This window comes from Streptomyces hilarionis (assembly GCF_024539675.1).
GTDB lineage: Bacteria > Actinomycetota > Actinomycetes > Streptomycetales > Streptomycetaceae > Streptomyces > Streptomyces hilarionis.
Window position 1 is genome coordinate 61,225 of sequence record NZ_JAHHIT010000035.1, and the last position, 21,331, is coordinate 82,555.

General features: G+C 70.1%; 17 protein-coding genes and 2 pseudogenes. 13 read left to right on the top strand and 6 right to left on the bottom strand.

Annotation, left to right across the window (positions count from 1 at the left end; translation table 11 throughout):
• Positions 1-304: 304 nt before the first annotated feature.
• Both KMS84_RS05490 and KMS84_RS05495 read right to left on the bottom strand, forming a co-directional pair.
• Positions 305-658: pseudogene (locus tag KMS84_RS05490) on the bottom strand (transposase); the annotation flags it as partial.
• A gap of 323 nt (positions 659-981) precedes the next feature.
• Complete coding sequence (locus KMS84_RS05495) at positions 982-2,691, bottom strand: PucR family transcriptional regulator (protein WP_256914891.1); 1,710 nt, start codon at positions 2,689-2,691, stop codon at positions 982-984.
• Between the two features lie 780 nt (positions 2,692-3,471).
• Between KMS84_RS05495 and dnaK the strand changes: the two genes are divergently transcribed.
• The 10 genes from dnaK (at position 3,472) to KMS84_RS05545 (ending at position 16,302) form a co-directional block, all read left to right on the top strand.
• Complete coding sequence (dnaK, locus tag KMS84_RS05500; RefSeq protein WP_256914892.1) at positions 3,472-5,388, top strand: molecular chaperone DnaK; 1,917 nt, start codon at positions 3,472-3,474, stop codon at positions 5,386-5,388.
• A gap of 10 nt (positions 5,389-5,398) precedes the next feature.
• Positions 5,399-5,986: a nucleotide exchange factor GrpE gene (locus KMS84_RS05505; RefSeq protein WP_256914893.1), complete on the top strand. Its 588-nt coding sequence runs from the start codon at positions 5,399-5,401 to the stop codon at positions 5,984-5,986.
• 6 nt (positions 5,987-5,992) lie between these two features.
• The gene (locus tag KMS84_RS05510; RefSeq protein ID WP_256914894.1) at positions 5,993-6,922 is read left to right on the top strand and encodes a DnaJ C-terminal domain-containing protein; all 930 of its coding nucleotides are present in this window, start codon (positions 5,993-5,995) and stop codon (positions 6,920-6,922) included.
• Positions 6,922-7,290 carry a chaperone modulator CbpM gene (locus tag KMS84_RS05515; RefSeq protein ID WP_256914895.1) on the top strand — a complete coding sequence of 123 codons (369 nt, stop codon included), beginning with the start codon at positions 6,922-6,924 and terminating at the stop codon, positions 7,288-7,290. The genes KMS84_RS05510 and KMS84_RS05515 overlap by 1 nt, the downstream gene beginning before the upstream one ends.
• Positions 7,281-9,920 (top strand): ATP-dependent chaperone ClpB, encoded by a 2,640-nt coding sequence (gene clpB, locus KMS84_RS05520; RefSeq protein WP_256914896.1) that lies wholly within the window; start codon positions 7,281-7,283, stop codon positions 9,918-9,920. Before KMS84_RS05515 ends, clpB begins: the two co-directional genes overlap by 10 nt.
• Complete coding sequence (gene trxA, locus KMS84_RS05525) at positions 9,917-10,375, top strand: thioredoxin (RefSeq protein ID WP_256914897.1); 459 nt, start codon at positions 9,917-9,919, stop codon at positions 10,373-10,375. Before clpB ends, trxA begins: the two co-directional genes overlap by 4 nt.
• A gap of 6 nt (positions 10,376-10,381) precedes the next feature.
• Positions 10,382-10,642, top strand: coding sequence for a UBP-type zinc finger domain-containing protein (locus KMS84_RS05530; RefSeq protein WP_256914898.1), 261 nt, complete (start codon positions 10,382-10,384; stop codon positions 10,640-10,642).
• Positions 10,642-12,423: an FAD-dependent oxidoreductase gene (locus KMS84_RS05535; protein WP_256914899.1), complete on the top strand. Its 1,782-nt coding sequence runs from the start codon at positions 10,642-10,644 to the stop codon at positions 12,421-12,423. The genes KMS84_RS05530 and KMS84_RS05535 overlap by 1 nt, the downstream gene beginning before the upstream one ends.
• A gap of 492 nt (positions 12,424-12,915) precedes the next feature.
• The gene (locus tag KMS84_RS05540) at positions 12,916-14,046 is read left to right on the top strand and encodes a hypothetical protein (RefSeq protein ID WP_256914900.1); all 1,131 of its coding nucleotides are present in this window, start codon (positions 12,916-12,918) and stop codon (positions 14,044-14,046) included.
• 81 nt (positions 14,047-14,127) lie between these two features.
• Positions 14,128-16,302 (top strand): FUSC family protein, encoded by a 2,175-nt coding sequence (locus tag KMS84_RS05545; protein ID WP_256914901.1) that lies wholly within the window; start codon positions 14,128-14,130, stop codon positions 16,300-16,302.
• On the opposite strand, the pseudogene KMS84_RS05550 reads toward KMS84_RS05545, so the two are convergent.
• Positions 16,300-16,392: pseudogene (locus KMS84_RS05550) on the bottom strand (transposase); the annotation flags it as partial. The gene KMS84_RS05545 and the pseudogene KMS84_RS05550 overlap by 3 nt on opposite strands.
• Before the next feature lie 263 nt (positions 16,393-16,655).
• Here KMS84_RS05550 and KMS84_RS05555 point away from each other — a divergent pair.
• On the top strand, positions 16,656-17,825 hold the full coding sequence (locus KMS84_RS05555; RefSeq protein WP_256914902.1) for an alpha/beta hydrolase family protein: 1,170 nt from the start codon (positions 16,656-16,658) through the stop codon (positions 17,823-17,825).
• Between the two features lie 27 nt (positions 17,826-17,852).
• Here the strand turns inward: KMS84_RS05555 and KMS84_RS05560 are convergent, their stop codons facing one another.
• Positions 17,853-18,041, bottom strand: a complete 189-nt coding sequence (locus KMS84_RS05560; RefSeq protein ID WP_256914904.1) for a hypothetical protein — start codon at positions 18,039-18,041, stop codon at positions 17,853-17,855.
• A 101-nt stretch (positions 18,042-18,142) separates the two neighbouring features.
• Positions 18,143-18,625, bottom strand: coding sequence for a hypothetical protein (locus tag KMS84_RS05565; RefSeq protein ID WP_256914905.1), 483 nt, complete (start codon positions 18,623-18,625; stop codon positions 18,143-18,145).
• Positions 18,626-18,825: 200 nt separating this feature from the next.
• Here KMS84_RS05565 and KMS84_RS05570 point away from each other — a divergent pair, with 200 nt between their 5' ends.
• Positions 18,826-19,209 (top strand): hypothetical protein, encoded by a 384-nt coding sequence (locus KMS84_RS05570; protein WP_256914906.1) that lies wholly within the window; start codon positions 18,826-18,828, stop codon positions 19,207-19,209.
• A 342-nt stretch (positions 19,210-19,551) separates the two neighbouring features.
• Here KMS84_RS05570 and KMS84_RS05575 read toward each other — a convergent pair whose 3' ends face one another.
• Positions 19,552-20,031, bottom strand: coding sequence for a MarR family winged helix-turn-helix transcriptional regulator (locus tag KMS84_RS05575; RefSeq protein ID WP_256914908.1), 480 nt, complete (start codon positions 20,029-20,031; stop codon positions 19,552-19,554).
• A 182-nt stretch (positions 20,032-20,213) separates the two neighbouring features.
• Here KMS84_RS05575 and KMS84_RS05580 point away from each other — a divergent pair, with 182 nt between their 5' ends.
• The gene (locus tag KMS84_RS05580) at positions 20,214-21,326 is read left to right on the top strand and encodes an NAD(P)/FAD-dependent oxidoreductase (RefSeq protein WP_256914909.1); all 1,113 of its coding nucleotides are present in this window, start codon (positions 20,214-20,216) and stop codon (positions 21,324-21,326) included.
• Positions 21,327-21,331: the final 5 nt, after the last annotated feature.

Below are 21,331 nucleotides of genomic sequence, written 5' to 3' on the forward strand. Positions count from 1 at the left end.
GGGGCGGCGAGATCCGGGCCCGCCGGCCGGCTCAGCCACCGAGTTCCAGCGGCAGCGTGCGGGTCCTTGGACCACTCCTCCAGCGAGCCGTCGTGGGCGGCGATGTCCTCCCGGCCGAGCAGCGTGAGGGCGAGCGCCGTGGCGGCATCGCGCACGACCGCGACTGGGACCACTCGTTCACCAACCCCCTGCTGAACGTGACCACGTGACGTTTCTGACCCGGCGGCTCGCCGTCGACTTCAAGCGGGTGGCCGGCGCGCTGTGTCGGGCGTGACGGCCTCGCACAGCCTGTCCCCCTCCGTACCGGCTTGCGCTCGTAGCGGCGGTGCAGGCGGCGGCAGCCGGACAACCAGGACATGGTCCGCTCCACCACCCAGCGGTGCGGCCCAGCCGCTGGGACGACTCGATGCCCTTGCGGGCGAGGCGGTGCCGGATCCCGCGGGAAGCGAACCATTGCCGCAGGTGCCGATAGTCGCAGCCCTGGTCACCGTCCAGCTTGCCGGGCCGCCGGCGGCGAGGGCCGCGACGCGACCGGATGGGTGGGATACCGCAGAGCAGCGGGACGAGGGCCTGGCTGTCCTGGAGATGGGCGGCGGAGATGCCGATCGACAGGGGGCAGTCCCTGGCGGTCGACGATGAGGTGGATTTTCGAGCTTCTCCGCGCGCGCCCGCCCGGACGCCGCCCCCGACGCCCTGGGCGTGGCGTGCTGGGCACTGCTCCACGGGCCAGCATTCCTCTATCTGGAGGGCAAACTGCCGACGGACCCCCGGCCGCGGTCGACGCACGCGTCCGCACATCAGCCGGAGCACTGATCGACGCAGGACGGCCGGGCCTCGGTGACGGTGCCGGTCAGTGGGCACACGGCCAGTCGGTTGCCGGCGCGTCCGTCGTGGGGGTGACGGGGTCCTGCAAACATCGCATTCACTCACAGGCGACCTGTTCCGGGCTGAGCCGCAGCGTCGACCCTCCGGTACCCGCGGTCAGCGCCGCCCGCCCAGAATGATCTTCCAGACGCGCGTTGCCACCTGCAGATTGAGCCGGGTGTCCACATCCGCCAGGTCGTGGTCACTGATCTCACGGATGCGCTGGAGCCGGTAGCGCAGGGTGCTGCGGTGGACGGTCAGTGCGGCGGCCGCGTCGTCATAGTTGCCTCCGCAGTCGAAGTAGCGCGAGAGCGTCTCCACCAATTCGGTGTCGTGCTCCGCGTCGTAGTCGATCAGTCGGCCGAGCCACTCTCGGACGAAGTCTTCGAGCTCCCGGAGATCGTTTCCTGGCCCCAGGATCCGGTAGAGCCCGAGGTCGTCGAAGAAAGTCGTCCCGCTGCGTTGGCGGGAGTTCTGCCGCACCTCAAGGGCCCGCAGTGCTTCCCTGTAGCAGCGGGGAATGCCGTTCGGGGAGTCGCAGCGGGTGCTCACGCCGATTGCTCCGTCGGGCGCTCCCAGCTCGTGGGCCAGTGCCGTGTACACGGCATTGTCGTCGGGCCTCGCTTCGGTCAGCAGGACCATCCTGTCGCCGCGACGGGTGATCAGCGGACGGGTCACCGAGGTGGCTGTCGCCTGCTCCACTGCACGGGTGAAGGAGTCGTCGGAGGCGTTGCCCGGCCAGTGCACCACGACCACGTAGTGGGTGCGTTGCAGGTCGTGGCCGACGGCTTCGGCCCGGGCGTAGGCGCTTGTCTCGTCAGTGCCCTCCAGCAGGTCGTCGATGAGCTGGCGGCGCAGTCGCAGTTCGGCCTCGGCGAGTTCTCGCGTGTGCATGAGTTCCTGGGCGAGCGACCGCCGGGCATGATCCAGGGCGAACCGGGTGTGCTCGTCGGCCGTCGCCTCGGGGTCCTCGAGGGCGAGTACGCCGAGGACGTCGCCGCGCGGACGGACCAGGGCGATCAGCCGGTTTTTGACTCTGACCGGGCCCGGCTCGCGCGCGATCTGCTGAAGCATCCCTTCCTGGTATGTGGAGGACCGCACCGGATAGGGATCGGGACGGTCGGGGCCCGCCCAGGACCTCAGGTTGCCGAACCGGTCCTCGACGAGCGCCGACAGCCCGGTGAGTTCGTACAGCGCTTGGGTGATGGCGGCCTCGCCGCCGCCCCGGGCAGCGACCCGGGCGAGGGTTTCGTGCACGGTCTCCTGCAGGTGCAGTTGGGAACGCATGGTGTCCAGCTGCACCAGCGCGGTGTCCCGTTCGGTGCGGACTTGGCTGAGTTCACCGGCCTTGTCGTGCTGCGCGGCACGGGTGACCGTCAGTGACAGGGCCGCCGATGCGAGCCCCACGAGGGTCGAGAGGAGGAAGCGCCCCTTCTCGTCCGGCCCGGAGCGAGAGGAGACGAGGATGTAGCCGAGCAGACCGCCGGCCCCTCGCAGGCCGAACGCCCAGGTCCAGGACCGTTCCGGAAGGGATACGGAGCCGTCGGCCTCGTTCAGGTCCTTCATCTGTGCGTCGTCGGCCTTCGGTGCTCCCGCGTCATGGCCGGGGACGCGGGCCAAGCCGTGGCCCGTCACGAGGTATCCGGCCTCGGCATGGTAGGGACCCAGGGCACTGACGTGCCCCATGACCAAGCGCACGATCTCACTCTGTTCGGCACAGGCGAACAGAGCGTGGGACAGCATCAGCAGCCCGCTTGGGTCCAGCGCCGCGAGCGGGCTGGGATCGTGCCGTCCGGTGCTCGCGGTGTTGCTCGGTTGGCGGGTCACTTGCTGGTCGGACCCGTCAGGGGGGAGCCTCCGTGACGGATGGCAGGCCATAGGTCACTCCGTTCTCCTCCAGTCATCGGAGGCGATCGAGCGAGTCGTGGGATCCACGACTGGGCGAGCCCTGGCGCCCAGCCTAGGCACCTTCATCCGACTTGTCTGGATTTTGGCCTTGCTCTCGTGGACCGACCTATTGCGTCACATTCTGACCTGCCGGGTGCAGGCGGAGCGCGCCGTGCTCTTGCCACTCTGGGCGTGTCAGGGATCGTCGGGCGCACCGGCGGCCGTGACAGGGAGGACCGGTTGATGAACGAGCAGGCCCGCAGGACCGTCGCCTCGTACACGACCCACCAGGCGGCGGAACGCGCTGTCGATCACCTCTCCGATGGAGGTTCCCCTGGTCGGCACACTGATCGGGTGGATCATCGAACTGTTGAACTGGCTGGACCCGTTCGTGTGGGGACTGCTCCTCGCCCTGAACGGACTGGTTTTTCGGAGCCCTCGTCGCTGCTCTGACGGGCCTGGTGCTACACGCTGCCCCGTATGGCGGCCTGCACTACGTCTCGGTGAGCTGCATGCAGCCCAGCCGGTGCGGCGAAGCGGGCGCCGAGGAGGCAGTGCGGCTGACGGCCGGACCTCCCTGCGGGACCGGCACCAGCACCGGCAGCGGGGCCTGGAAGAGCGGCCGCCCGCGGAGCGGCCCCGCCGTCACCTGAGCGAGTGCGGGAAGCCGGGCGCGTCACCGACGGCGAGCGGGGCCGCCCGTCGCGAAAGGAGTTCCTCATGGCCAAGGCAGTAGGCATCGACCTGGGCACCACGAACTCGGTGATCGCCGTCTGGGAGGGCGGCGAGTCGTCGGTCGTGCCCAACAGCGAGGGCAACCGCACGACACCGTCCGTGGTGGCCTTCACCGACACCGGCGAGCGCCTGGTGGGCCAGCTGGCCCGTCGCCAGGCGATCCTCAACCCCAAGGGCACCATCTATTCGGCCAAGCGGTTCATCGGCCGGCACTTCGACGAGATCTCCGAAGAGGCCAAGGCCGTCACGTACGACGTGGTCGAGGGAGACGGCGGCGCCGCCCGCTTCAAGGTGCGCGACAAGCTCTACGCGCCCGAGGAGATCAGCGCCCAGGTGTTGCGCAAGCTCGCCGACGACGCCTCCAAACAGCTGGGAGAGAAGGTCACGGAGGCGGTCATCACGGTGCCCGCCTACTTCAACGACGCCCAGCGCACCGCCACCAAGGACGCCGGACGGATCGCCGGCCTGGAAGTACTGCGGATCATCAACGAGCCGACCGCGGCCGCCCTCGCCTACGGCATGGACAAGAAGCAGCACGAGACGGTGCTCGTCTTCGACCTGGGCGGCGGCACCTTCGACGTCAGCATCCTCGACGTCGGCGACGGCGTGGTGGAGGTCCGGTCCACGGCGGGCGACAGCCATCTGGGGGGCGACGACTTCGACCGCCGGCTGGTCGACCAGCTCGCCGACGGGTTCCAGAAGGAGAACGGCATCGACCTGCGCAAGGACCCCCAGGCGCTGCAACGCCTGTTCGAGGCCGCGGAGAAGGCCAAGACCGAGCTCAGCTCGGTGACCCAGACGCAGGTCAGCCTGCCGTTCATCACGGCCGACGCCTCCGGGCCCAAGCATCTGACCGAGACGATCATGCGATCCACGTTCGAACAGATCACCGGCGACCTGGTGGAGCGCTGCCTCGGCCCGGTGCGGCAGGCCATGGACGACGCCAAGGTCAGTGACAACGACATCGACGAGGTCATCCTCGTCGGCGGCTCCACCCGCATCCCCGCCGTCCAGGCCCTGGTGCGCAGGTTGACCGGCGGCAAGGACCCCAACATGAGCGTCAACCCCGACGAGGTCGTGGCGAAGGGCGCCGCGATCCAGGCCGGGGTCCTCAAGGGCGAGGTCAAGGATGTCCTGCTGCTCGACGTCACCCCGCTGTCGCTGGGCGTCGAGACACGCGGCGGCGTGATGACGAAGATCATCGAGCGGAACACCACCATCCCGGTGCGCCGCACCGAGACCTTCTCCACCGCCGAGGACAACCAGCCCGCCGTCGACGTCGTCGTCCTGCAGGGCGAGCGCGAGCTGGCTGCCGACAACCGGGTCCTGGGCCGCTTCCAGCTCACCGACATCCGCCCCGCGCCGCGCGGCGAGCCGCAGATCGAGGTCATCTTCGACGTCGACGCCAACGGCATCCTCAACGTCACCGCGCGGGACAAGGACACCGGAAAGGAACAGAGCATCACCATCAGCGAGAGCTCCAACCTCGACGGCAGCGAAGTCGAGCGGATGGTCCAGGAGGCCGAACGCAACCGCGGACAGGACCAGGCCCTGCGCGAGGCAGTCGACGCGCGCAACGAACTGGACGCCATCGCCTACCAGGTCGAAAAGCGCCTCGGGGAGCTCGGCGACGCCGCGCCCGCACACGAGAAGGCCCGCGCCGAGATGCTGGTGGCCGAGGCCCGCGACGCGGTCAAGAACGAGGGCGGGGTGGACAAGGTCCGGCCGCTGGCCTCCGAGCTCCAGCAGGTCTTCGCGGGCCTCGCGGCCCACCAGGCAGGAGCCGCCGCGGGCGGTCCCGCGGGCACCGGCTCGCCGGACGGAGCCGGCCCCGGCGGGGCCACGCCGGACGGAGCCGGGGGCGACGACGATGTGATCGACGCCGAGTTCGACAAGGGCTGAGGTGCCCGCCATGCCCATTCCCCCCCGGGGCCGAGAGCCCGACCCGCCGCCCGAAGGCACCGTACAGCCGCCGCGCGGGGACCTCCAGCAGCCTGGACCGCTGACCGAAGAGGCCGGGCCAGGGCCCGACCCCGCAACCGGTACCGCCTCACCCGACGACGAGGCCGCGGCAGCGTTGCGAGAGGCCGAGGACAACTGGCGGCGCGCCCTGGCCGACCTCGACAACCTGCGCAAACGCCACGCCAGGGAGCTGGAGCGGGTGGCCGCGGCCGAACGCGCCCGTACGGCTGCGGCCTTCCTGCCCGTCATCGACAACCTGGACCTCGCCCTGAGCCACGCGGGGGCCGCCGACCCCGGTGCGATCGTCGAGGGTGTCCGGGCCGTGCGTGACCAGGCCGTAAGCGTCCTGGAGCGGCTGGGCTACCCGCGTCACGCGGAGAAAGGTGTGCGGTTCGACCCGGCCCTGCACGAGGTGGTCGGAGTGGTCCAGGATCCCGACGCCGATCCGAGCACCGTGGTCCAGGTGCTGCGACCCGGTTACGGGGAGGCCGAGCGGCAGCTGCGGCCTGCCGCCGTGACCGTCGCCAAGCGGGAGTGACCGTCCATGGCACGCGACTTCTACGACGTGCTCGGCGTTCCGCGCACCGCCGAGCGGGACGAGATCCAGCGGGCCTACCGCACCCTGGCCCGCAGGTACCACCCCGACGTCAACAGGGACCCTCAGGCGGAGGAACGGTTCAAGGAGGTCAACGAGGCCTTCAGCGTCCTGTCCGATCCGGAGCAGCGAGCCCGCTACGACCGCTTCGGCGAGGACTTCCGGAAGATCCCGCAGGACTGGGAGGAGCAGGTCGCCGCCGGCGCCGGCGGTGGTCCCCGGTGGAACCCCGGCGGCGGTCCCCGGGTGCGGTACTCCACGTCAGGCTTCGGGGGCGAGGGGGTCGACGTCGATGATCTGTTCGGCTCGCTGTTCGGCGGCGCCGGGCGGATGCGCGTGCCCGGCGCCGACCAGGAGGCCGAACTGCCGCTCACCGTCGAGGAGGCCTATCGGGGCGGCCGCCGTACGGTCACCCTCGCCGGACCGGCCGGGCAGCGGCGTTACCAGGTCGACGTACCGCCCGGCACCACCGACGGGCAGCGCATCCGGCTGGCCGGGGAGGGCGGGCGCGGGAGCGGCGACGACGCTCCCGCCGGGGACCTGTACCTGAGGGTGCGGATCCAGCCGCACCCCGAGTTCCGCCTCGACGGCCGGGACGTCCACGTGAACCTTCCCGTCGCCCCGTGGGAGGCCGCGCTGGGCGCGACCGTGCCGGTGCGCACCCCGAGCGGTGCCACGGCGAAGGTGACCGTGCCCGCCGGGTCCTCCAGCGGACGGCGCCTGCGGCTGCGCGGCGAGGGGATGCCGAGCCCGCGCGGCGCTGACGGAGACCTGTACGCGGAGCTGCGGATCATGGTGCCGCCCCGGCTGAGCGACCGGGAGCGCGAGCTGCTGGAGGAACTTGCCGCTGTCTCCTCGTTCGACCCCAGGAGGACCTGATGACCGACCGACCGGCCAAGGCCCGCCCACCCCAGGCACGAACGACCGAGGTGGGCGTGCAGTACGCGATCGTGCCTGTGCCCATGCTCTCCCTGGAGACCGTGGCCCGCCGCTCAGGCCTCCATCCCGACCTGATCCGTCGGTTCGTCGCCCTCGGACTGGTGGACGCCGGTCCTGACGCCTCCGGACGGCTGATGTTCGCCCCCACGGCCCCTGCCGCCCTGGCCCGCGTTCAACGGCTGCGCACCGGGCTGTGCCTGAACTACGCATCCCTCGGTCTGGTGCTCGACCTGCTCGACCGCATCAGCCTGCTCGAAGCCGCGCTGCGGCGTGCAGGCGCGAGGAGTGATCTTCCACCATGGACATGAACCGACTGACCCAGAAGTCACAGGAAGCCCTGCAGGAGGCCCAGAGCGCCGCCGGCCGGCTGGGCCACACCGAGGTCGACGGCGAACATCTGCTGCTCGCCCTCCTCGACCAGGAGGAGGGGCTGATCCCGAGGCTGCTACGGCAGTCGGGCACCGATCCTGAGGAGTTGCGCGCGTCCGTACGCGAGGAGCTCTCGCGCCGGCCCAAGGTGACCGGCCCGGGCGCGGCGCCGGGCCAGGTCTTCGTCACCCAGCGCCTGGCCCGGCTGCTGGACGCGGCGGAGCGGGAGGCCAAACGCCTCAAGGACGAGTACGTGTCCGTGGAACACCTGCTGCTGGCGCTGACCGAGGAGGGATCGGCGACAGCCGCAGGGCGCCTGCTGAAGGAGCACGGCGTGACCCAGGACTCCTTCCTCGGCGCGCTCACCCAGATCCGCGGCAATCAGCGCGTGACCTCCGCCAACCCCGAGGTGGCCTACGAGGCACTGGAGAAGTACGGCCGTGACCTGGTCGCCGAGGCCAGGGCCGGACGGCTCGACCCCGTCATCGGACGGGACGCCGAGATCCGCCGCGTCACCCAGATCCTCAGCCGCAAGAGCAAGAACAACCCCGTCCTGATCGGCGACCCCGGCGTGGGCAAGACCGCCATCGTGGAGGGTCTGGCCCAGCGGATCGTGCGCGGTGACGTGCCCGAAGGACTGCGCGACAGGACGGTGTTCGCCCTCGACATGGGCTCACTCGTGGCGGGCGCCAAGTACCGCGGCGAGTTCGAGGAACGCCTCAAGGCCGTGCTGAGCGAGGTCAAGGCCGCCGAGGGGCGGATCCTGCTCTTCGTCGACGAGTTGCACACGGTCGTCGGCGCGGGGGCCGCCGAAGGAGCCATGGACGCGGGCAACATGCTCAAGCCCATGCTGGCACGCGGCGAACTCCACATGATCGGCGCGACCACCCTGGACGAGTACCGCAAGCACATCGAGAAGGACGCCGCCCTCGAACGCCGCTTCCAGCAGGTCCTGGTCGACGAGCCGAGCGTGGAGGACACCATCTCCATCCTGCGCGGCCTGCGCGAACGCCTGGAAGTCTTCCACGGCGTCAAAATCCAGGACACCTCACTGGTCGCGGCGGCCACCCTCAGCCACCGCTACATCACCGACCGATTCCTGCCCGACAAGGCCATCGACCTCGTCGACGAGGCATGCGCCCGGCTGCGCACCGAGATCGACTCCATGCCCGCCGAACTCGACGAGATCACCCGCCGGGTGACCCGTCTGGAGATCGAGGACGCCGCTCTGTCCAAGGAGACCGACCCCGCCAGCAAAGCCCGCTTGGAAGAACTGCGCAGGGAACTGGCCGACCTGCGCGGCGAGGCCGACGCCAAACACGCCCAGTGGGAGGCCGAACGGCAAGCGATCCGCCGCGTGCAGGAGCTGCGCCAGGAACTGGAGCAGGTCCGCCACGAGGCGGAGGAGGCCGAACGCGCCTACGACCTCAACCGTGCCGCCGAACTCCGCTACGGCCGCCTCCAGGACCTGGAGCGCCGGCTTGCCGCTGAGGAGGACCAACTGGCCTCCAAACAAGGGCAGAACCGGCTGCTGCGCGAGGTCGTCACCGAGGAGGAGATCGCCGAGATCGTCGCCGCCTGGACGGGCATCCCTGTCTCCCGCCTCCAGGAGGGCGAACGCGAGAAACTGCTGCGCCTCGACGACATCCTGCGCGAGCGCGTCATCGGCCAGGACGAGGCCCTCAAGCTGGTCGCCGACGCCATCATCCGCGCCCGCTCCGGTATCCGCGACCCGCGCCGCCCCATCGGCTCGTTCATCTTCCTCGGCCCCACCGGCGTGGGGAAGACCGAGCTGGCCAAGACCCTCGCCCGGGCCCTGTTCGACTCCGAGGAGAACATGGTCCGCCTCGACATGAGTGAGTACCAGGAACGGCACACCGTCAGCCGGCTCGTGGGCGCACCGCCCGGATACGTCGGCTACGAGGAAGGCGGCCAGCTCACCGAGGCCATACGCCGCAAGCCGTACTCGGTCGTGCTGTTCGACGAGATCGAGAAGGCGCACACCGACGTCTTCAACACCCTGCTCCAGGTCCTCGACGACGGACGCATCACCGATGCTCAGGGCCGCACGGTCGACTTCCGCAACACCGTGATCATCATGACGTCCAACATAGGCTCCGAGCACCTCCTCGACGGCGCCACCGCCGAGGGCGAGATCAAGCCCGACGCCCGCGCCCTGGTGATGGGCGAACTGCGCGGGCACTTCCGCCCGGAGTTCCTCAACCGCGTCGACGACATCGTGCTGTTCAAGCCGCTCGGTGAGCGCCAGATCGAGCGGATCGTGGAGCTGCAGTTCGACGAGCTGCGCCACCGCCTCGCCGAACGCCGCATCTCCGTCGAACTCACTGAAGCAGCAAGGGAGTTGATAGCCCACCAGGGCTACGACCCGGTCTACGGGGCCCGGCCGCTGCGGCGTTACATCTCCCACGAGGTCGAGACGCTGGTCGGGCGGGCCCTGCTGCGTGGCGACGTACAGGACGGCGCGAAGGTCCGCGTCGACGCCCAGCACGGAGAGCTGGTGGTCACCTACGACCAGCCCGAGGAAGCGAGGGGAGCGACGGCGGCATGAGCACCATGCAGGCCACCAACGTCACCTGCCCGCACTGCGGGCGCACCAACCGGGTACCTGTGGCCGCCGAGGGCCGCCCCACCTGCGGCAACTGCAAGCAACCTCTGCCGTGGACGGCCGACGCGGGCGACGACGACTTCGCCGAGGTCGTCGAGCAGGCCACCGTGCCCGTGGTCGTCGACCTGTGGGCCACCTGGTGCGGCCCCTGCCGCATGGTCAGCCCCGCACTGGAGAAGGTCGCCGCCGACCTCGCGGGACAGATCAAGCTGGTCAAGGTCGACATCGACAAGAACCCGCGCCTGGCGCAGCGGTTCGAAGTGCAGGCGGTACCGACACTGCTGGTCCTCGACAAAGGCCGCACCATCGCCCGGCAGGCGGGTGCCGCACCTGCCCCTGCCCTGCGGCGGTGGGTGGAGCAGTCGATCGCGGGCCACGAACCGGCCGGGAAAGGATGATCGGCCATGACCGTACGAACCGACCCCCACCTCGCCCTCGTACGCCCCGTCTCCCCGCGTGCCCAGGGGTGCGAGGAGTGCCTGGCCACGGGTTCCCCCTGGGTCCACCTCAGGCTCTGCCTGACCTGCGGCCACGTCGGCTGCTGCGATTCCTCGCCGAACCGGCACGCCCGCCGCCACGCCGCCGCCGACGGCCATCCGATCGTGGCGTCGCTGGAGCCCGGCGAGGACTGGCGGTGGTGCTTCGTCCACGAGGCGTTCGTGTGATGTCCGGCGACGAGACCCGCCCGGGCGCGGCGCCGGCGCCGGACGAGGCGGAGGAGAGCGTCTCCTTTGAGACTCCCGACATCCACGGCGCCTATCCCCGCCTGTCGGACGATCAGACGGCCCGCCTGGCGCAGCACGGCCGGCGGCGCGCCGCTGAAACAGGTGATCTGTTGATCCGGGAGGGCGAGCGGTGCGAGATGTTCTACGTCGTCCTCAGTGGCTCGATCGCCATCGTCGAGGACTACGGCACACCCGGCGAACGCCTGCTTCGTGTGCACGGCGCGGGCCGCTTCATCGGCGAACTCGGCCTCCTGAACGGACAGGTGGCCTTCTACACCGCCGTGGTCAGGGACCCGGGCGAGATCCTCGCCCTGTCCATGGATCAGCTGCGTGAGCTGGTGACCCGGGACCCCACGCTCGGTGATGTGGTGCTGCGCGCCTGCCTGGGCCGCCGTGCCCTGCTCGTCGGGCAGGGAGCCGGTTTCCGCATCATCGGCTCGCGCTATTCGCCCGACACCCGTCGGCTGCGCGAGTTCGCAGCCCGCAACCGGCTGCCGCACCGCTGGATCGATCTGGAGACGGACCAGGAGGCCGAGGCTCTGCTGCGCCGCTTCGGAGTCGGTCCGGAGCAGACGCCGCTGGTGATCTGGCGGGACACCACTATGCTGCGCAATCCGAGCAACGCCGAAATGGCCCGGTTGATCGGCCTGCCGCGCTTGGAGTCGGGCAACGGCCGCGGCGATCTTCTGATCGTCGGCTCCGGTCCGGCCGGACTGGCCGCCGCGGTGAACGCCGCCTCGGAGGGCCTCGGCACGACCGTGGTCGAGGCGATGGCCACCGGCGGGCAGGCCGGCACGTCGTCCCGCATCGAGAATCTGCTCGGCTTCCCCTCCGGCATCTCCGGCGCCGAACTCACCGAACGCGCCGTGCTCCAGGCGGACAAGTTCGGCGCCCGGATCAGCCTCCCGGCGGAGGCGGCCCGGCTCGAACGGCGGGACGGCCACTACGCCGTCGGGTTCGCAGACGGCAGCGAGATCACCGCCCATACCGTCGTCCTGGCCACCGGTGCCCGCTACCGCCGCCTCCATGTGCCCGGCATCGAGCCGTTGGAGGGTGTGAGCGTCCACTACTCGGCGACCGTCTATGAGGCCCAGCAGTGCCGTGCCCACCCGGTGGCGGTGGTCGGCGGCGGCAACTCCGCCGGCCAGGCCGTGCTCTTCCTGGCCGGGTTCGCACCACAGGTGTATCTGCTCGTCCGTGGGCCGAGCCTTGAGGCGCACATGTCCCGCTACCTGATCGACCAGATCGAGCGCCACCCGAGGGTGCGCGTCCTGCTGCACACCGAGGTGACCGAGGCGCTCGGCGACAAGGCGCTGGAGGCGGTCACCGTGGTCGACCACCGTACGGGCGAGCACCACCCCCTCGACGTACGAGCCCTGTTCGTCTTCACCGGAGCCGACCCTCACACCGATTGGCTGTCCGGCGCGCTCGCCCTCGACGCGCGCGGCTATGTGCTCACGGGCGCTGAGGCGCAGGCCTGTTCCGTTCCCGAACTGTGGCAGAGCCAAGGCCGAGACTGCCTGACGTTGGAGACCAGCCAGCCTGGCGTGTTCGCCGCCGGCGACGTCCGCAGCGGCTCAGTGAAGCGCGTGGCCTCCGCGGTCGGCGAAGGCGCGATGAGCATCCACTTCGTGCACCGCCACCTGGGCCATTCGACCGCGTCCGGCGGCACCGACAGTTCCCCGAACACCCGCCCCAGGCAATCCGCTTGGCTCGCATGACACCCGGCGGGCGACGGATCTCTGAGCGCACCCCCACCCGGCGCGGACGGCGCAGTCGAACGCCGGCGCGGTCCCGACCACCTTCCTCTGCTGTGACCGGCGGTGAGCCGAACCAGATCATCAGCTAACTCCCCTCCAGCCACGCGGTCCTGTTCGGCAAGGCCGGCCCGCCGGCTGAGCGCCTGCGAGGGCCTGAAACCAAAGGCTCACGGAGGATGGGTGAGACCGGCTTCTCCCTGGCCGGATGAGCCATGCAGGGGGCAGCCGCGGTTGCACGGGTGCGGGGCGTGCCGGGAGTGGGACTGAGCGGGACTTGGCGGTGGCGCAAGCGAACGCGGGGAGCAGGCCCGGCGTCGGGAGGGCGAGGAGATGCGCCCGCCGGTCGGCCTGCACCCGCTGGTGAAGGCCGCAGTGCCATGCGGCGTCGACGTTACCTGGGTGGCGTCTGTGGGCACTCGGGATCGCGGGACAGCCGACGAGGAGGGTCCAGTCATGCGGGAGTCGTCGCAGGACATCACGGTCGTGGCCCTCCTGGCGGATCCGGACGCGCCGACGGAGATCGCGCAACGCATGGCTCGGACTCTTCCTGCTCGGCTTGCCGACAAGTCGGGCCAGAGGCGGCGGTTCGACGTCGAGGTGGTCAGTGAGCCCTTCACTTCGGGGACGGAGGATCCCCCCACCTTGATGCGCCGGATCATGGACCGTGGGAGTGCGGAAAACTGGGACATAGTCGTGGCCCTCACTGACCTCCCGCTGCACGCGCACGGGCGCAAGCTCGCTGTGAACCTGAATCACGAACGCGGCTTGGCCTTGCTCTCCCTTCCCTCATTGGGAGGCCTGCGGCTGCCGGTGAGGGCCCGTCGGGCCGTCGAGGACGCGGTGCTCGGCCTGGCGGCTCCGCGGACCAACGGGGCGCAAGAAACACCGCGAAGTCAGCCGCGGCTGGGGCCCTTCGTCAATCGTTTCTCGCCTGTTCAGCCGGGCCCGCCCGGTGAGAAGGAGACCGACGACCTTCGGTACGTCGTCAGCGGGCCGCGCGGCTACCTGCGGGTGCTCGCGGGTATGGTCCGCGCCAATCGGCCGTGGCGATTGGTGCCGGGCCTGTCGAAAGCCCTGGCGGCCGCACTCGCCACGGGAGCAGTGGCCACCGTGAACTCCACCGTCTGGAGCCTGGCCGCGTCCCTCAGCACACCACGCCTCGTGATCGCCACGGTCGGATCTGTCGCGCTCATGATCGGCTGGCTGATCGTGGACGCGGAGCTGTGGCATCGGCCGGAAGAGAGCTCGCCGGAGGCGAAGCAGAGGGCGCGGCTCTACAACGCCTCGACGGTCGTGACCGTGGGGATCGGTGTGCTCGTCTGCTACGTGGGCCTGATGGTCGTCAACTGGGTGTGGGCGCTGTTCATCCTCAACGACCAACTGTTCGCTTCTGTGACACGAACCCCACTGCACGCAGAGGACTACGTGACGCTGTCCTGGTTCGTCGCTTCGGTCGCCACCGTGGGCGGTGCGCTGGGATCAGGCCTGGAGAGCGACGATGCGATCCGGGCAGCCGCCTACTCGAAGCGCGAGCAAGAACGTCGTCGCATGCTCCAAGATCACGATGATCAGCCCTCGACATGAACGCGCTACCGGCACGACCAGCGGCGCGGCGTCAAAGCGGCCGACGGGCCCCGGCAACGCGTTCCGGCTAGGCTCACATGGGTGAGGTGGCTGCGGACCTTCAGGGAGGTCGTGCGATCCGGGCTCACGATCGAGGAAACGCGGCTGGAGCCCCTGCTCGCGCTCCGCACGGCTGCGGGGGTGGCGATCGTCATCGGGCCGGCGCTGTGGCTGGTTTCCCCTGCGTACGCCGCGTCCGCCGCACTCGGAGCCTACTCCGCGGGCGGGGCCATCTTTCAGCGCACCTGGCGTCCGCGCAAGGTGATCGCGCTCGGTGCGGGCGCGGGTCTGGCACTCAGCACCTTCGTGGGCTACCTGGCGGCAGGGCGCGTCGAAACGTTTCTCCCGCTGCTGGCCGTATGGGCTTTTGCCGCGGGGATGTCATGGGCCCTCGGGTCGACCGCTGGGATCGTCGCAGCAACGACGGTCGGCAGCATGCTGGTGACCGTCACCCTGCCCACGAGCGTCGGCCGAGCCCTGGAACACGCGGGGGTCATCGCGCTCGGAGGCGTGGCGCAGGCTGTGCTGATCTTGCTGTTCCCGATCCGCCGCTGGGGGGCGCATCGTGACGCGCTCGCCGACGCCCTGGCCGCCGTGGCGAACTATGCCCGCTGGCTGAGGCAGGACCCGTCCGCCCCCTTCGACCCGGTGCCCTTGATGACGGCCCGGGACGCGGCCGCTGTGACGCCCTCACAGGCCCGAACCCGACCCCCGGCCCTGCACGGACCCCGGGGTCTCGCCGAACGCATTCTGCCGGTCCTCGCCGCGCTCGCCGACCCGGACGTCGGGGCCCCGCCGGAGGGCCCCGGGCGGGACCGCGCGCGAGAGCTGCTCTACACGGCCGCCGACGTCCTGGACGCGGCAGCCCGTTCGATCCGCCGCGGTACTCCCGTCGAGGTGCCACCCGGGAGCGCGGACGTCCTGCGCATCGACGAGGAGCACGACGTGCTGGAGGGACCCGCCCGGCAGGCCGCCGAACGGCTCGGGGAACTGCTCACCGAGGCGTTGGAGATCGCCGGCAGCGGCGGCGCGCGCGACGGGGCGCCGACGCCGTCCGGCCCCGCGAGCGCCCACCTCCGGGTGCGCCCGACGATGTTCCGGCTGCTCCCGGTCGTTCTCCGGGCGGTCCGCCGTGAGCTCCGCCGGGACTCCCCCGTGTTCCGGCACGCCGTCCGCCTGGCGGCGGTGGCCACGCTCGGCTATCTCATTGCTTCGCGGCTACCCGTGGGCCACGGCTACTGGGCGCCCATCGCCTCCGTGATGGTGATGCGGCCCGACTTCCACCGGACGTATGCGCGCGCGGTGGGCCGTCTCGCCGGGACCTTGGTGGGGGTGGCGCTGGCCACCGCGATGGTGCGTGCTCTGGGCCCGGACGCCCATGTGTTCGGCGCGCTGGCGGTTGTCGCGGTGGCCCTGTCGTACACACTGAACCGCACCGGCTACGCCTACTCCCAGTGCTTCACTGCCGCGTACGTCGTCTTCCTGCTCGGCATGGGCGGCCAGGCATGGGAGCAGACGGTCCCGGAGCGCATGGTGCTCACCCTGCTCGGCGGAGCCTTGGCCATGCTGGCGTACGCGGTCTTCCCCGCATGGGAGACCCCCCGGCTTGCGGGCCGGCTTGCGGACTGGCTCGCCGCCGACGGCCGCTACGCGGCCGCAGTGCTCCGCAGCTACGCCGAACCGACCCGGGAGCATCGCGTCGACATGCGCAAGGCCCTGCTGGCCAGCAGGGAGGCATGCGCTGCCTGGCAGGAGGCGTACGACCACGCAAAGCAGGAACCGGTCCGCCCCAGAGGTCTGACATCGCGCGAGGCGGAGGAGGCGCAGGAGGCGCTCAAGGAACTCGACCGGGCAGCGATGCTGATGGAGAGCCATGCCCCGCAGGCCGACAGCCGTTCCACCCCCGAGACGGAGCGGCTCGCCGAAGCCCTGGAGGCGGATACGGCGCAGGCGGCAGTCGACGTGCGGGAGCACAGGAATCCGGACTGGAGGCGCGTGGAGGAAGCACTCGATGCGTGGGATGGAGCCGCAGCCGGGGAGTGGAACCCGGTGCTGCGACGCGGGGCGGAACTGCAGAGGCGGGCCCTGGAGGACCTCACGACAGCCGTGAGCCGCACACCCCTGGAACGGGATGTCGGCTCCACTCGCGAGGAGCGACGGATGCGGGCGGCCGTGGCCCAAGGTGACGGATCAGGATCCGCGCACGGCGGTGTGTGACAGCTCCCCGAAACGCTCAGGAAGATCCCGCCAGTGCGCTCCGGTCCGCACCTGGTGCAGAATCCCGTCGATCACCTGCCGGTGATCCCGCCCCCATGGCCACAACAACGCATCAGGCAGACGGCGGTCACATGATCGCCCGGACAGCTCTCGAGCGGTCGGCTCCGGAAGTCCTTCGGGGGTTGACGCGAGGTCGTCAGGCGCTCGAGTCTGGTGCCGTGGTAGGGCTTGCCCCAGGGCGGATACACCCGCTGGCCGGGCAGTGGGCGAGCGCGGTCGTCACTAGCTTCTGCGACATGAAATCCGCTCATTCAACAGGCAATCCGCGCTCCGTGTCCCGTCGGCGCAGCACCGTGACGGTCTTGGTCGGCCTGGTGTTGGCCGCTACGACGGTGACGACCGGAGCCGCCTCGGCTGGCGAGGTGGCCACGCAGGCGTTCGACACCGCACCGGCCACGGCCAGCGCGCCCACGCGGTCGTTCCAGGGCATGCTCCCCGCGCCGACCGGCCCCTACGCCGCCGGCGAGGACGTCATCCATCTCACCGACGCGAGCCGTCCCGACCCGTGGGTGCCGTCATCCGGCCCCCGCCGACTGACCGTCACGATGGTCTACCCGGCCGTCCCCGGGACCGGGACTCCGGCCCCTTATATGACTCTCGCCGAGGCAGCCGGGGTCATCCAGCGTCAGAAGCTGCCGGCGAGCTCCGGCGTCACCGCACAGAACCTTTCCAGCGTCACCACTCACGCCTTCGACGGCGCGCGGCCGCAGCACGGCAGGTATCCGCTGGTGGTCCTCTCACCCGCGTACGAGGACCCGCGCATGACGCTCACCTCGCTCGCGACCGACCTGGCCAGTCACGGCTACGTCGTCGCGCTCGTCGGCCACACCTACGAGGACAGCGGCGAGACGCTGGCGAACGGCCAGACGCCGCCGTGCGCGATCTGCGATGACCCGACGCTCGACCTCGACTCCGTAGCCACCAGCCGCGCGCTGGACGTGTCCTTCCTGATCGACCGGTTGACGCATGGCAATACCGCGTGGCGCCTGGCACACCTCATCGACAAGCACGAGGTCGGCATGGCCGGACACTCCCTCGGCGGAGCGGCGGCCGCCGCCACGATGATCGCCGACGCGCGAGTACGGGCCGCGGTGAACATGGACGGCACCTTTCACCCGGCCCCGATGCCCGGTCAGATCAACCGGCCGTTCCTCATGCTGGGTGCGGCCGTCAACCACGCGCCCGGCGGCGACGACTACACCGTGTGGGAGCAGGCCTGGGCCGCCCTCGGCGGCTACAAGAGGTGGCTGACGGTCGCCGGCGCCGACCACTTCAGCTTCGCCGACCTGGACCTGCTTCTGGAGGAGGCCGGGTTCCCGACGCCGCCCCTCTCCCCGGAACGCGGGGTGGTGATCACCCGCGCGTACGTGACAGCGTTCTTCGACCGGACGCTGAAGGGGATCCACAGTCCGCTGCTGGACGGCCCCTCGCCGAACAATCCGGAAGTGCTCTTCCAGTCCTAGTGCAGCGCCGCGTTAATCCTTCAGGGCTCATGCGGCTTTGAGTGGGCTGCCGTCATAGATCCAGCGGTATGGCTTGGCGTCGTGTTCGTCGTAGGCCAAGACGAAGGTGTCGATGGCCGCGGCCAGTTCGTCGCGGGAGGCGAACTGGCCGCGGCGTAGTAGACGCCGGGTCAGGGTGGAGAAGAACAGGTCGACTTGATTGGGCCGTCGCCACACGGTTCGACAAGCTCGCAACTCGCTACCAGGCGGGACGGCAGCCGAGTTCGCTCATCTTGTGGCTACGCAATCTGGTGCCGTGATCACCGGGCGAACAGATGTCACCGCCGGCGAGGTTGAGCCGTGAACGCCGTCTGCGGGACACCCAGCGCATCGAGCCGTGACATGAGCCGAACCTCTTGCTCTGATGTGACAGCGACCCACAGGGCAGTGCCCGTGTCGCTGGCGCTGAAGATCTCTCGACCCTGTCGCCACGCCTCGGCATGAATCGTGTAGGGAGCCAAGGCCAGAAGCACGTCGAACTGCGTGTCGTCGCGGACGTCGACGTCAATCCCCATGCCGGGATCATCTTTCGCAGACCGGACGCCCTCGGCCACCTCGTCGGCGGCCATCGCCAACGCCTGCTCGTACGCGGGCACCACTTCCCGTGGCCATGCCATACCGCTGTAGGCATCGACGTGAGCCGTCTCGATGCTGTCTCGCAGGACACGAAGCGCCTCACGGTGAACGCATACCACGTCCGCTGCCTCCAGGCCGTCTCGGAGGAACAGGTCTCGACGTGGTTCATCGGCTTCACTGATCATGCGGCTCAGCCTTTCACGCGCCGATGTCGTCCGTTTGAAAGGTCCGGGCCTTTCGCGGCTGCTGCTGCCGTTATGGCCACACAGTTGACGACTTCGCTCGTCAGTTCGGCGCGAGGGGGCGACCACCGCGCTGCCGCCTCCGCCCGGCTGGCGCGCCGGTGAACGCGCCCTACGGCTGGGCACGTTGGCCGTCGTAGCGCTTGGCCGCCGCGCTGGTCACCGGGCGGCCCTGGGTACTCGCTCTCGCCGCCGCGCCCCTGGTCCTGCTCGCCCTCGCGCTGCCGGACGGGCTGCACCCAGCGGCAGTGACGGCCGAGGCCAAGGTGGAGCCTCGGCGGCGCTTCGAAGGCGAGAAGGTGGCGGTGCGGATCACGGTGTCCTACGAAGGTGCACCCGCCCGCCTGGACCCTGGCGTCGCCCTCGGTCACGGGGTCCGGCTCGACCATCTCGCGGTCGGCCCACACCGCGTCGAACTCGTCCTGACCGCGCAGCGCTGGGGCCGCTGGACGCTCGGCACAGTCGACGTCGACGTCTACGACCGCGGCGGGCTGGTCCCGGCGCACCGTGCGAACCGAACTCGATGAGATCGCCGTGTTCCCGCTGCCCGAACACGCCTCCCTCACACCCATCCCGGTGCGGCTGCCGCAACGGCTTGGCGAGCACACGGCCAGGCAGCGCGGCGAGGGCGTCGAGGTCACCAACGTCGGCGAGATTCATTGCAGCCGCCCGGCGAGGCACGTCGCGTCTGCCGCGGCTGGTTACAGCCGCTTGCCGGCTCTTGATGCGGAGGTAGTGCAGGACACGGTCCTGGGTGATTCCGGCACAGTCGGCGGTCGTGGGCCCTCTCCCCCATGAGCGGTTCACGAGTACACGCGGCCGAAGCCGCTTGAGGCTTCCTAAGAGAAACGCCGCGCTCCAGCAGGAGGTCAGGCCTTGCCGCTCGGCTCGCCGGCGCCGGTTTCGGTGAACACGGCGGGGACCTCGTTCTCCGAGACCACTTGGGCGAGAAGTGCCGCCAGGCGGGTGCGGTCGGTGTGATCGAGGCAGCGGGTGAGAGCGTAGAGCCGCCGGCAGGTCTCGGTGTAGAAGTCGTCCGCGAGCTCGGCGCCGGCTTCGGTCAACGCGATCACGACCGCGCGGCCGTCGTCGGGGGACGGCTCGCGCTGCACCAGGCCACGCCGCGCGGTGCGATCGACCAGCCCGGTCAGGCTGGACTTCGCCAGCCGGAGCATCCCGCCGAGTTCGCTCATCCCGTAGGGCTGCGCCATCAGTACACAGAGCAGCTGCCCTTGCTGGTGCGTGATGCCGTACTCCCGAGCGGACTCGCCGTAGACCGCGTCCACCAGGAACGATGACCGCACCAGTCCGGCGACGACTCCCATGGCCCCATCCGAGGGTTTACTCATGCAGCCATCATACATTCGCGCCACGAACTAGTTGCGAAGCCGGGCATCCCGGCCGCCCATCCAGAATGCCCAGCGTCGCAGGAGCCCTTGCGGTTCGTAATGCGAACTATTAACGTGTGATTCGTGAGACGAACTAGTTAAGTTCGTGGAGCGAACGTGATTTTTCCGAGAGGGGTCATGTCATGAGTCGAACGGTCGTGATCATCGGCGGAGGCTACGGAGGGGCCGCGGTCGCCAAGGCGCTCGAGTCCGAGCCCGAGGCGGATGTCGTGCTCATCGATCCCCGGGAGGGCTTCGTGAACGCGGCCGGGTCGCTGCGGGCGCTTGCCCAGCCCGACTGGGCGCCGAACATGTTCTTCCCGTTCGAGACGCTGCTGCCGAAGGGCACGGTGTTACGCGACCGCGCGGTCTCCGTCGATCCCGGCGGTGTCACCCTGGCGTCCGGCGACCGGGTCGGGGCGGACTACGTGGTCCTGGCAACCGGCTCCAGCTACACGTTTCCGGCCAAGCCCGTTTCCGATTCGATCGGTGAGGCGCTGGACGATCTGCGCCGCACGCACCGGGAACTGCTGCCGGCGCAGCGGGTGCTGATCCTCGGCGCCGGCCCGGTCGGGCTGGAGCTGGCCGGGGAGATCAAGCAAGTCTGGCCGGACAAGCACGTCACCATCGTCGACCCAGCGAAAAAGCTGCTGCCCGGCTTCCGGCCGGAGGTCGTCGCCGACCTGCACCACCAGCTGGCGGCCCAGGGCATTCAGGTGCGCTTGGACACGACCCTCACGGAGCCGCCGAGCACCGGGTCCGGTCGTGCCGAGACCGTCACCGTCACCACCGCCGGGGGCGAGGCGATCATCGCCGACATCTGGTTCCGCGCCTACGGCTCCACCGTCAACAGCGACTATCTCGCCGACGGCAAGCTCACCCCCCGTACACTCGACGGCCGGGTGCCGGTGTCCGGACACCTCACCGTCCAGGGCTACGAGCACGTCTACGCGGTCGGCGACCTCACCGATGTCCCCGAGGCCAAGATGGCCGGCTACGCGATGCAGCACGCCGAGGTGGTCGCGCAGAACATCACCGCCCAGCTGAACGGGAGGCCGCCCACGGCCACGTACCAGCCGCTGGGGCACCCCATGATCCTGCTGCCGCTCGGTCCGAACGGCGGGGTCGGGCAGCTGCCCTCGCCCGAGGGTCCGTTCGTCGCCCCGGCCTCGATGGTCGCCGAGTTCAAGGGCGCGGATCTGTTCACCGGCCGCTTCACCGGCCAGTTCGGCCCGACCGCCGCCGAAGGGTGGTGACTTCC

Excerpts from the sequence above, each read along its gene's own strand:
- dnaK (WP_256914892.1), top strand. The coding sequence starts at position 3,472 with ATGGCCAAGGCAGTAGGCATCGACCTGGGCACCACGAACTCGGTGATC.
- KMS84_RS05505 (WP_256914893.1), top strand. The coding sequence starts at position 5,399 with ATGCCCATTCCCCCCCGGGGCCGAGAGCCCGACCCGCCGCCCGAAGGC.
- KMS84_RS05510 (WP_256914894.1), top strand. The coding sequence starts at position 5,993 with ATGGCACGCGACTTCTACGACGTGCTCGGCGTTCCGCGCACCGCCGAG.
- KMS84_RS05515 (WP_256914895.1), top strand. The coding sequence starts at position 6,922 with ATGACCGACCGACCGGCCAAGGCCCGCCCACCCCAGGCACGAACGACC.
- clpB (WP_256914896.1), top strand. The coding sequence starts at position 7,281 with ATGGACATGAACCGACTGACCCAGAAGTCACAGGAAGCCCTGCAGGAG.
- trxA (WP_256914897.1), top strand. The coding sequence starts at position 9,917 with ATGAGCACCATGCAGGCCACCAACGTCACCTGCCCGCACTGCGGGCGC.
- KMS84_RS05530 (WP_256914898.1), top strand. The coding sequence starts at position 10,382 with ATGACCGTACGAACCGACCCCCACCTCGCCCTCGTACGCCCCGTCTCC.
- KMS84_RS05535 (WP_256914899.1), top strand. The coding sequence starts at position 10,642 with ATGTCCGGCGACGAGACCCGCCCGGGCGCGGCGCCGGCGCCGGACGAG.
- KMS84_RS05540 (WP_256914900.1), top strand. The coding sequence starts at position 12,916 with ATGCGGGAGTCGTCGCAGGACATCACGGTCGTGGCCCTCCTGGCGGAT.
- KMS84_RS05565 (WP_256914905.1), bottom strand. The coding sequence starts at position 18,625 with ATGATCAGTGAAGCCGATGAACCACGTCGAGACCTGTTCCTCCGAGAC.
- KMS84_RS05575 (WP_256914908.1), bottom strand. The coding sequence starts at position 20,031 with ATGAGTAAACCCTCGGATGGGGCCATGGGAGTCGTCGCCGGACTGGTG.
- KMS84_RS05580 (WP_256914909.1), top strand. The coding sequence starts at position 20,214 with ATGAGTCGAACGGTCGTGATCATCGGCGGAGGCTACGGAGGGGCCGCG.